Origin of the sequence: Streptomyces sp. NPDC048002 (assembly GCF_040653275.1) — a bacterium.
Classification (GTDB): domain Bacteria; phylum Actinomycetota; class Actinomycetes; order Streptomycetales; family Streptomycetaceae; genus Streptomyces.
On the sequence record NZ_JBEZNL010000006.1, the window covers coordinates 181,330 to 191,132 of the forward strand.

Consider the following 9,803-nt stretch of genomic DNA (forward strand, 5'->3'; position numbering starts at 1 on the left):
GATGTATGCACCCTGTTCGTATGACTGATCGGTTCATCGAGGTCTCGCTCGTGAAGCGGGACATCCACTGCACGGCGAAACTCCTGGACGACCGCGCGCCGATCACCTGCGCGGCCGTCTGGGACGCCCTTCCCCTGTCCGGCGACGTCTACCACGCCAAATACGCCCGAAACGAGATCTACGCCCTCTTCCCGCCCTTCGCGGACACCGAGCCGCCCCTGGAGAACCCGACCGTCACCCCCATCCCCGGCGACCTGTGCTACTTCGCCTTCGCGGGCGCCGAGCTGGGCACCCGGGCCTACGGCTACGACCGCGAGGTCCGCCACGGCGCCACCCTGGTCGACCTCGCCCTGTTCTACGAACGCAACAACCTGCTGCTCAACGGCGATGTCGGCTGGGTGCCCGGCACCGTCTGGGGTGAGATCACCGACGGCCTGGAACGGATGGCCGAAGCCTGCAACGACCTGTGGCGCACCGGGGCGGCGGGGGAGACGCTCAGCTTCCGCCGACGCTGACCTGCCCCTCGTACAGCGCGTGGGCCGCCCGGAGCACCAGGTCGTCCCGGTGCCGGGCGGCCACGAGTTGCAGCCCCACCGGCAGCCCGTCGCCGTCCGTGCCGACCGGGACGGTGGCGGCGGGCTGCTGGGTCATGTTGAAGGGGTACGTGAAGGGCGTCCACCCCGTCCAGCGGCGGTACCCGGACCCCTTGGGCACCTCGGCGCCCGCCTCGAACGCGGTGATCGGCAGGGTGGGCGTGACCAGCAGGTCGAAGGTGTCGTGGAAGCGGCCCATCCGGCGGCCCAGGTCCATCCGGACGTCGACCGCGGCGAGGTAGTCGAGGGCGCTGTACCGGGCGCCGCGCGCCCGGATCTCCCGCAGCCCCGGGTCCAGCTCCGCCAGCCGGTCGGGTCCCAGGCGCTGGGTGACCCGGGCGGCGCCGCTGAACCACAGGGTGTGGAAGGCGTCCACCGGGTCGGTGAGATCGGGGTCCCGCTCCTCGACATGGGCGCCGAGCCCCGCGAGCCGCTCCACCGCCCGCCGGACCGCGGCGGCCACCGCCGGGCGCACCGCCACCTGACCGCCGAAGGACGGCGAGTACGCCACCCGCAGCCCCCGCACCCCGCCCTCCAGGGCCGCCGTGAAGGAACCCGCCGCGGGTCCCAGCGCCGACCAGTCCCGAGAGTCCGGCACCCCGATGACGTCCATCATCAGCGCCGCGTCCGCCGCGTCCCGGGTCATCGGCCCCACGTGCGACAGCGTCCCGAACGCGCTCGCCGGGTACAGCGGCACCCGCCCGTACGTCGGCTTCAGTGCGAAGATCCCGCAGAACGCCGCCGGGATGCGGACGCTGCCGCCGCCGTCCGTGCCCAGCGCGAGGGGTCCGGCGCCGAGCGCCACGGCCGCCGCCGCGCCGCCGCTGGAACCGCCCGCCGTGCGCGCAGGGTCCAGCGGATGCCGGGTCACACCGGTCAACGGCGAGTCGGTGACGCCCTTCCAGCCGAACTCCGGAGTGGTGGTCTTGCCCAGGAAGACGGCGCCGTGCTCCCGCAGCCGGGCGACGGACGGCGCGTCCTCCTCCCAGGGACCCCGCTCGGACACGGTCCGGGAGCCCCTCAGGGTCGGGGCGCCGCGCATCAGCAGGATGTCCTTCACCGTGACCGGGACCCCGTCCAGCAGTCCGGCCGGCTCCCCGCGCCGCCACCGCTCGGCCGACTCCCGGGCCCGCGCCAGCGCCCCCTCCGCGGTGATCCGCACGAACGCGTTCACCTCCGGCTGGACCAGCTCGGCCCGCTCCAGCGCCGCGCGCGTGGCCTCCACGGGACTGAACGCCCCCGTCCGGTATCCGTCGAGGAGTTGTACGGCGGTCAGTCCGGTCAGGTCGGTCATACGCCCTCCAGCGGTGCGAAGTTCAGCGTCCCGGCACGTACCCGCGTTGCTTGTCGACGACGTTCGGCAGGGTTCTGCCCGCCTCCCAGCGGGTGTACAACTCCACGAACTGAGCGGCCAGTTCGTCCCGCCAGCCGACCGTGTCGCCGCTCATGTGCGGGGAGACGATCAGCCCCGGCAGCCGCCACAACGGGCTGTCGGGCGGGAGGGGTTCGTGCGCGAACACATCGAGCGCGGCCCCCGCGATCCACCGCTTGGACAGCGCCTCCACGAGCGCCTCCTCCACCACGAGCCCGCCCCGCCCGACGTTGATGAAGTGGGCGGAGGGCTGCATCACCCCGAACCGGCGGGCGTCGAACATGCCGCGCGTCGCCTCGGTGAGCGGCGCGGCGGCGATCACCCAGTCCGCCCGGGAGATCAGCCGATCCAGCTCCCCGGGGCCGTGCACACCGGTCCGCGGCACCCGCCCGACCAGCGCGCAGGTCACCCCGAGCGCCTTCAGCGTCCGTACGATCGCCCGCCCGATGGGCCCGGAGCCGACGACCGTGGCGCGGGTGCCGCGCAGCCGCCGCGACTCGCGGTGCCGCCAGGTCCGTTCCGCCTGGAGTCCGAGGGTGCGCGGCAGGTCCTTGGCGACGGCCAGGACGAGCGCGGCGACGTACTCGGCGATCGGCTCGTCGAAGATGCCGCGCGCGTTGGTCACCACGGTGTCGGAGGCGGCCAGTTCGGGGCAGAGCAGGTGATCGACGCCGGCGCTCGCGGTGTGCACCCAGCGCGGCCGGGGCCCGGCGCCGGGCCAGGCGTGCCGCACGGCGTGCGAGGTGAAGTCCCAGACCAGCAGCACATCGGCGGCGGGCAGCTTCGCCGCGAGCGTCGCCCCGTCCGCGTGATCGATCCTGACCCGTCCGGTGAGCCTGCCGAGCCGGGGGAGCGGATCGGCGTCCAGCACGAGCAGCGTGGGCAGGGTCATGCCGTCCCTTCAGCAGGGTCACCGGGCGTCTGACATGGGCGGATTGACCACGCTCGCACCCGAACCTACCTTCGTCAACACGACCGGTGCGGATCTGGGGCGGTGTCTGCCATGGACGTCTCCTTTCTAGGCGGGCCGTGCCCGCAGCGCGGTGTCGGCGTCGTCGCGCCCTTCGACTTCGCCCTCGACCGCGAACTGTGGCGCTGGGTCCCGGACGACGTGTCGCTGCACCTGACCCGGACGCCGTACGTGCCGGTGGAGGTGAGCCTGGACCTGGCCCGGCTGGTCAGCGAGCACGAGACCCTGGCGGACGGGGTCCGGGCGCTGACCGCGGTGAGCCCCGAGGTGGTGGCCTACGCCTGCACCTCGGGCAGTTTCGTCGGCGGGATCGCGGGCGAGCGGGCGATGTGCGAGGCGATGACCCGGGCGGGCGAGGTGCCGTCGCTGACGACGTCCGGGGCGCTGCTGGAGGCGCTGACCCATCTCGCGGCACGCCGGGTGGCGCTGGTGACGCCGTACACCGAGTCGGTCACCGAATCGCTGGCCGACTATGTCGCCGAGGCGGGCGTCAGGGTGACGGGGTGTGCGTTCATGGGGCTGACGCGGCACATATGGAAGGTGCCGTACCGCGAGGTGGTGGAGATGGCGCGCGGGGCGGTGCGACGCGGCACGGACTGCCTGTTCATCAGCTGCACCAACCTGCCGACGTACGACGTGATCCCGCAACTGGAGGCGGAGCTGCGGATGCCGGTGATCTCGGCCAACCAGGTAACGATGTGGGCAGCCCTGCGCAGGCTGGGTACCCGGGCGGTGGGACCGTACCAGGCGCTGACCGATCCGGCGGCCCGCGGCGGCCCCGCACTTCCCGACGTGGAACAGCAGCAGGAGGGCTCGACATGACAGCACTCGGATTCCTCTACCCGGGGCACTCCGCCGAGGACGACTATCCCCGCATCGAGCAGCTCCTGGGCAGCGACATCCGGGTCGACCTGGTGCACACGGACATCGGTGAGGACGCGCACCGGGTGGACGCGCTGCGCGAGATGGGCTCGCCCGAGCGGCTCGCGGCGGGCGTGGAGGAGCTGCGCCTGACCGGCGCCGAGGCGGTGGTGTGGGCCTGCACCAGCGGCAGCTTCGTGCACGGCTGGGACGGCGCCCACGAACAGGTGCGCACCCTGGCCCGTGCGGCGGGCATGCCGGCCTCCTCGACCTCCTTCGCCTTCGTGCACGCGGCGGCCGAGCTGGAGGTGCGCCGGGTCGCCGTGGGCGCGACGTACCCCGACGACGTGGCGGACCTGTTCGCCGCCTTCCTGCGCACGGGCGGCGCGGAGGTGGTGTCGGTGCGGGGCTCCGGGGTCGTCACGGCGGCCGAGGTCGGCGGCTGGACCGAGGCGGAGGTACTGGAGCTGGCCCGGCGGGCGGACCACGAGGAGGCGGACGCGGTCCTGCTGCCCGACACGGCCCTGCACACCGCGGCCCTGATCCCGGCCCTGGAGAAGGACCTGGGCAAGCCGGTCCTCACCGCGAACCAGGTCACGGTCTGGGAAGCACTCCGCCTGACGGACCGCAGGGTAAACGCCCCCACACTAGGAACACTCTTCACCCGAGAGCCGGTAGTGCAGGTTCCCGGCCAATCCGGCGCTTGACGACATGGCCCGCCCCCAGCCTGTCCGAGGCTTGAGGACATGGCCCGCCCCTCCAGCCTGTCCGAGGCTTGAGGACATGGCCCGCCCCTCCAGCCTGTCCGAGGCTTGAGGACATGGCCCGCCCCTCCAGCCCGTCCGGCGCTTGAGGACAAGGCCCTTTCAGGGCCGAAGCGGGGGTCTGGGGGCGGCAGCCCCCAGGGACGGGAAGGGTAGGGGCGGCGGGGGCGAGACAACCACAGGCGCCCCCGCCCGGGAATAAACCGGAGCCACCCTCCTGTTACCGCCCGGAGAACCACACCGGCATGAACCAGGAGGCACCCACCGATGGCGGCAGACGAGATCCGGGGCACGGCACACGGCACCGCCCCCGCCCCCCTCTCCGTACTCGACCTCGTCACCGTCGGCGCCGGCAGCACCGCCACCGACGCCCTCCGCACCAGCGTCGACCTGGCCCGCCTCACGGAGTCCCGCGGCTTCCACCGGTACTGGGTGGCCGAACACCACTCCATGCCCGGCGTAGCCTCCTCCTCCCCGGCCGTGATCCTCGCCCACCTCGCCGCCCACACCACCCGCATCCGGCTCGGCTCCGGCGGCGTGATGCTGCCCAACCACGCCCCCCTGGTCATCGCGGAGCAGTTCGGCACCCTGGAGGCCCTCGCCCCGGGCCGCGTCGACCTCGGCCTCGGCCGCGCCCCCGGCACGGACGGCGCCACCGCCGCCGCCCTGCGCCGCACCGACCGGCTCGACGAGGCCGCCGACGCGTTCCCCCAGCAACTCGCCGAACTGGTCCGCTTCCTCGACGACGACTTCCCCGACGGCCACCCCTACCGCCGGATCCACGCGGTGCCCGGCCCCGTCCAGGCCACGTCCCCCGGCGGCGTCCAGAGCCCGCACCGCCCGCCGGTCTGGCTGCTCGGCTCCTCCGGCTTCAGCGCCCGGCTGGCCGGCGCCCTCGGTCTGCCGTTCGCCTTCGCCCACCACTTCTCCGCGCAGAACACCATCCCGGCGCTCGACCTCTACCGGGAGTCCTTCCGGCCCTCCGACCTTCTCGACGCGCCCTACGCCGTCATCGGCGTCTCCGCCCTGGCCACCGACGACGAGCGGGAGGCCCCGCGCCAGGTACGGGCCACCGGGCTGAACATGGTCCGGCTGCGCACCGGCCGCCCCGGTCTCTTCCCCAGCCCCGAGGAGACGGAGGCGCACGTGTTCAGCGCCATGGAGGAGGAGTTCATCGCCTCCTGGAGCGCCAACATCGTGCACGGCACCGCCGACGAGGTCCGCTCCGGACTCGACGACCTGCACAAGCGCACCGGCGCCGACGAGCTGATGCTCACCTCGCACGCCCACAGCGGCGCCCTGCGCCTGCGCTCCTACGAACTGATCGCGGACGCCTACGGGTTGCCGACCGCCGCCTGAACCCCGGGCGTACCCAGCAGCTCGGAGATACGATCCGGCGCGACCGGCCGGGAGTACAGCCACCCCTGGCCGGTGTCGCAGCCGATCCGCCGCAGCCGCGACGCCTGCGCCGAGGTCTCCACGCACTCGGCGGTCACGGTGAGCCCGAGCCGGTGCGCCAGCTGGATCATCGCCTCGACGACGACCTCGTCGGCCGGGTTCGGCGCGAGGCCCTCCCCGTCGTACTGGAAGCCCTTGACGAAGGACCCGTCCAGTTTCAGCACCGACACCGGCAGCCGGCTCAGGTAGGCGAGGTTCGAGTACCCGGTGCCGAAGTCGTCGATCGCGATCCGCACGCCCATGTCGCTGAGCGCCTGGAGCGCCTGGAGCGGGCGTCCGCCGGAGCCCATCACGGCCGACTCGGTCAGCTCCAGCTGGAGCAGATGCGGCGCGAGCCCGGTCTCCGCGAGGGTCCGGGCCACGTCCGCGACCAGGTCGGAGTCCCAGACCTGGCGGACCGCCACATTGACGCTCACGAAGATCGGCGGCTCGTCCGGGTGGGCGAGCTGCCAGCCGCGCGCCTGACGGCAGGCGGCGGCCAGCACCCACCGGCCGAGCGGCACGATCGAGCCGTCCTCCTCGGCCAGTCCGATGAACCGATTCGGCGTCAGCAGACCGAACTGCGGGTGGTCCCAGCGCACCAGCGCCTCGACCCCGCGCAGCCGCCCGTCCTCCATGCACACCAGCGGCTGGTACTCCAGCACGAACTCCCCGCGCTCGATGGCCGGCCGGAGGGTGGAGGCGAGCGCCTGACGGGTCATCCGGTGCGCGTTGCGCTCGGGGTCGAAGAGCGTCCAGCGGTTCTTGCCGTCCGCCTTGGCCCAGTACAGCGTGGTGTCGGCGGCCTGCATCAGCGCGGTGGGGCTGGTCCCGGCCGCGTGCCGTTCGACGACTCCGACCGACGCCGAGACCGACAGTCGCCGGCCCGAGATGTCGAAGGGGGGCCGGAGCGCCTCCAGTACCGACTCGGCCAGGTCGGCGAGTTGCTCGGTGCCGGTCGAGTCCTCCACCAGCAGCGCGAACTCGTCGCCGCCGAGCCGCGCCACCAGCGGGGTGCCGACCCGGGTGTGGCCCGCCTCGTCCGCGCACCGGCCGAGGCGTTCCGCCACGGCGGCCAGCAGCCGGTCGCCCACCCGGTGCCCGAGGGTGTCGTTGACCGCCTTGAACCCGTCGAGGTCGAGGTAGCACAGCCCGATCCGGCCGGTGCCGCCCTCGTCGTACGCCTCCGCCTCCAGCGCCGCCGACAACCGCTCGAAGAAGAGGGTGCGGTTGGGCAGCCGGGTCACCGGGTCGTGGTTCTGCAAGTGCCGCAGCCGGGACTGGAGTTCACGGCGGGCGCTGATGTCCGAGACCGACAGCAGCACCCCGCCCGGCTCCGCGGCGGGCAGGGGCGCGACGGCGACCTGCACCCACAGACAGTGTCCGTCGGGGTGCTTCAGCCGGCGGGTGCAGCGCAACCGCGCCTGTCTGCCGCGCAGCACCTCGCGGTAGGCGTGCCAGGTGCGGGCGTCGGAGGACAGGTCCACCAGGTCGGCGGCGACCGCCCCGGCCAGCGCCCGTGGGCTGCTGCCGAGCAGTTCGCCGAGGGCCGGGTTGGCTCCCGTGACCAGGCCCTCGCGGTCCACGACGGCCATCGCCAGGGGGGCCGCCTCGAACGCGGACCTGAAGGGCGCGTCCCCTTCGCTACTCTCTGTGACAGCCGGCCCGATGAGATCTGCCGCGGGCACCGGCCCTTCGGACGTTCCGCTCACCGCTCGCTCCCGCAGTGCACTCGGTCTTCGGATGGTCTCGTCGCGCCGGCCGGCCGACCTGTCGGCAGCCGACCGGATCCGTGCAGGAAAGGGATCAGGACAGTACAGGAAAAGGTCAGGAAAGTGTGCCGATCATAGAGGCTGGGCTCAGGCCCTTCCAGCCACCCTCCAGTGTCCCGGAGTGGGCCGCCCATCTGACAATTCGTTTCTGCCCGCCGTTGGCCGGGTTCAGCGGTCGCTCGACCACATGTGACGGTCCGTGAGCGATTCGGGGGTGTCGGTGCGGCTCTCCGTGCGGCCCTCTCACTCGTCCGGTGCAGACAAACAGGGCGTAGTACGACAAATTCACACAGGCTGGGTGCGGTGTCCCGCGAACCGCTCCCGGAGGTCCACGTGCCGCGTCAGCTCCCGTTCGGGGAACTCACCCGTGCGACGTTCCGCGGGTTCGGGAACCGGCTGCGGGAGTGGCCCCGGCTGCGCAGCACCGCGGCCCTGTGCACCACGATGTCCGCGCTCGCCGCGACCTCCCTGGTCTCCGCGCCCTCGATCGCCGAGCCGTTCTCCTCGGCGCCCTGCGCCCTGAAGCGCACCGACGCCCACCACTCCGAGGGCCTGGACACCTGGAACGCCGCCTACCCGCGCCCCGCCCGCTCGCTGAACGCGGTGATGGTGTTCCTCTCCTTCCCCGACGCGGTGCCCCTGACCAGCCCCGCGGAGCTGACGGCCGACCACTTCCCGGCCACCGCCCGCTACTTCGAACGCGCCTCCTACGGCCGGTTCGCCCTGCGCACGGACCCGCTGCGCAAGTGGATCCGGATGCCCCGGCCGTCGACGGCCTACGCCATACAGCGGGACTGGGAGCCGGCGGACCGGGGCGCCTACCTGCGCGACGCCCTCGCGGTGGCCGATCCCGAGGTGGACTTCTCCCGCTACGACGTCGTGTACTTCGTCGCCGACCCGGACGCGCCCGGCGTGGACTCCGACGCCACCAAGGTCGTCAACCTGGACACCCCGCTGCGCGCGGACGGCACGGACATCCGGCGGGTCGTCACCGTCTTCGAGCAGCATCCGCCCGACCGGCTGGTCCTCGCCCACGAGACGGGCCATGTCTTCGACCTGCCCGACCTCTACCACCGCCCGGTGGACGGGGACGGCGACTGGGACACCTACGTCGGGGACTGGGACCTGATGGGCAGCCAGTTCGGTCTCGCCCCGGACCTGTTCGGGTGGCACAAGTGGAAGCTCGGCTGGCTCGATCCCCGCCAGGTCACCTGCGTCCGGGACCCCGGGGGCGCGCGGATCACCCTGGAGCCGCTCGGCGCCGGACCGGACGCCCCGGCCGCGGTCGCGGCGGGAGCGCCCGCCTTCGGGCTCGGCGGCGGCACCAAGCTCGCGGTGGTCCGCACCGGGGCGGACAGCGCGCTCGCCTTCGAGGTGCGCACCCGGACCGGCAACGACGCGGGGGCCTGCCGGGACGGGGTGCTGGTGTACCGCGTTCGCAGCGGCGCCGAGTCGGGCCGCGGTCCGGTCGAGGTCGTGGACGCCCACCCGGACACCGAGGCGTGCTGGGAGGACTCGGTCTACCCGCCCCTCGCCGACGCCCCGGTGGCCCTCGGGGAGAGCTTCACGGTGCCGGGTGACGGAGTCCGCGTGAAGGTGGAGGGCCACACGGCGGCGGGGGCGTGGACGGTACGGATCGAACCCTGAGGGGCCTTCACTGTCGTGCCCGGGACCCCCGGCCGACCTCGGGGGTGCCGGGAGGTCGGGGTGCCGGGAAGGCGGGGATTCAAAGGCGAAGGCCTCCCGGTTTCCCGGGGGGTCTTTGTGTCGGTGTGCCGCCAGGGACTCGAACCCCGGACCCGCTGATGCTGTATTTCCCGGGGGATAACCCCCGGACCCCCAGCCGACCTCGGGGGTGCCGGGAGGTCGGGGTGCCGGGAAGGCGGGGATTCAAAGGCGAAGGCCCTTCGGTTTCCCGGAGGGCCTTCGTGTCGGTGCGCCGCCAGGGACTCGAACCCCGGACCCGCTGATGCTGTATTTCCCGGGGGATAACCCCCGGACCCCCAGCCGACCTCGGGGGTGCCGGGAGGTCGG

Annotated in this window: 8 protein-coding genes; 5 read left to right on the forward strand and 3 right to left on the reverse strand. The window is 73.1% G+C overall.

What is annotated here, in order from left to right; genetic code table 11:
* The first annotated feature begins 20 nt into the window (after positions 1 to 20).
* Positions 21 to 515, forward strand: a complete 495-nt coding sequence (locus AB0E07_RS11435; RefSeq protein ID WP_362248714.1) for a DUF3830 family protein — start codon at positions 21 to 23, stop codon at positions 513 to 515.
* Here the strand turns inward: AB0E07_RS11435 and AB0E07_RS11440 are convergent.
* Positions 496 to 1,887 (reverse strand): amidase, encoded by a 1,392-nt coding sequence (locus AB0E07_RS11440; RefSeq protein ID WP_362248717.1) that lies wholly within the window; start codon positions 1,885 to 1,887, stop codon positions 496 to 498. The genes AB0E07_RS11435 and AB0E07_RS11440 overlap by 20 nt on opposite strands.
* 22 nt (positions 1,888 to 1,909) lie before the next feature.
* Positions 1,910 to 2,857 (reverse strand): D-2-hydroxyacid dehydrogenase, encoded by a 948-nt coding sequence (locus tag AB0E07_RS11445; RefSeq protein WP_362248720.1) that lies wholly within the window; start codon positions 2,855 to 2,857, stop codon positions 1,910 to 1,912.
* Between the two features lie 111 nt (positions 2,858 to 2,968).
* On the opposite strand from AB0E07_RS11445, the gene AB0E07_RS11450 reads away from it, so the two are divergent.
* From AB0E07_RS11450 to AB0E07_RS11460, 3 genes are all read left to right on the forward strand, one after another.
* On the forward strand, positions 2,969 to 3,757 hold the full coding sequence (locus tag AB0E07_RS11450; protein ID WP_362248723.1) for an aspartate/glutamate racemase family protein: 789 nt from the start codon (positions 2,969 to 2,971) through the stop codon (positions 3,755 to 3,757).
* Positions 3,754 to 4,503, forward strand: coding sequence for an aspartate/glutamate racemase family protein (locus AB0E07_RS11455; protein ID WP_362248726.1), 750 nt, complete (start codon positions 3,754 to 3,756; stop codon positions 4,501 to 4,503). Before AB0E07_RS11450 ends, AB0E07_RS11455 begins: the two co-directional genes overlap by 4 nt.
* Before the next feature lie 324 nt (positions 4,504 to 4,827).
* Positions 4,828 to 5,919, forward strand: a complete 1,092-nt coding sequence (locus AB0E07_RS11460) for an LLM class flavin-dependent oxidoreductase (protein WP_362248729.1) — start codon at positions 4,828 to 4,830, stop codon at positions 5,917 to 5,919.
* Here AB0E07_RS11460 and AB0E07_RS11465 read toward each other — a convergent pair.
* A complete protein-coding gene (locus tag AB0E07_RS11465) occupies positions 5,895 to 7,709 on the reverse strand; it encodes an EAL domain-containing protein (protein ID WP_362248733.1) in 1,815 nt (604 codons plus the stop codon). The genes AB0E07_RS11460 and AB0E07_RS11465 overlap by 25 nt on opposite strands.
* Before the next feature lie 363 nt (positions 7,710 to 8,072).
* Between AB0E07_RS11465 and AB0E07_RS11470 the strand changes: the two genes are divergently transcribed.
* Positions 8,073 to 9,416, forward strand: coding sequence for a M6 family metalloprotease domain-containing protein (locus AB0E07_RS11470; protein WP_362248736.1), 1,344 nt, complete (start codon positions 8,073 to 8,075; stop codon positions 9,414 to 9,416).
* Positions 9,417 to 9,803: the final 387 nt, after the last annotated feature.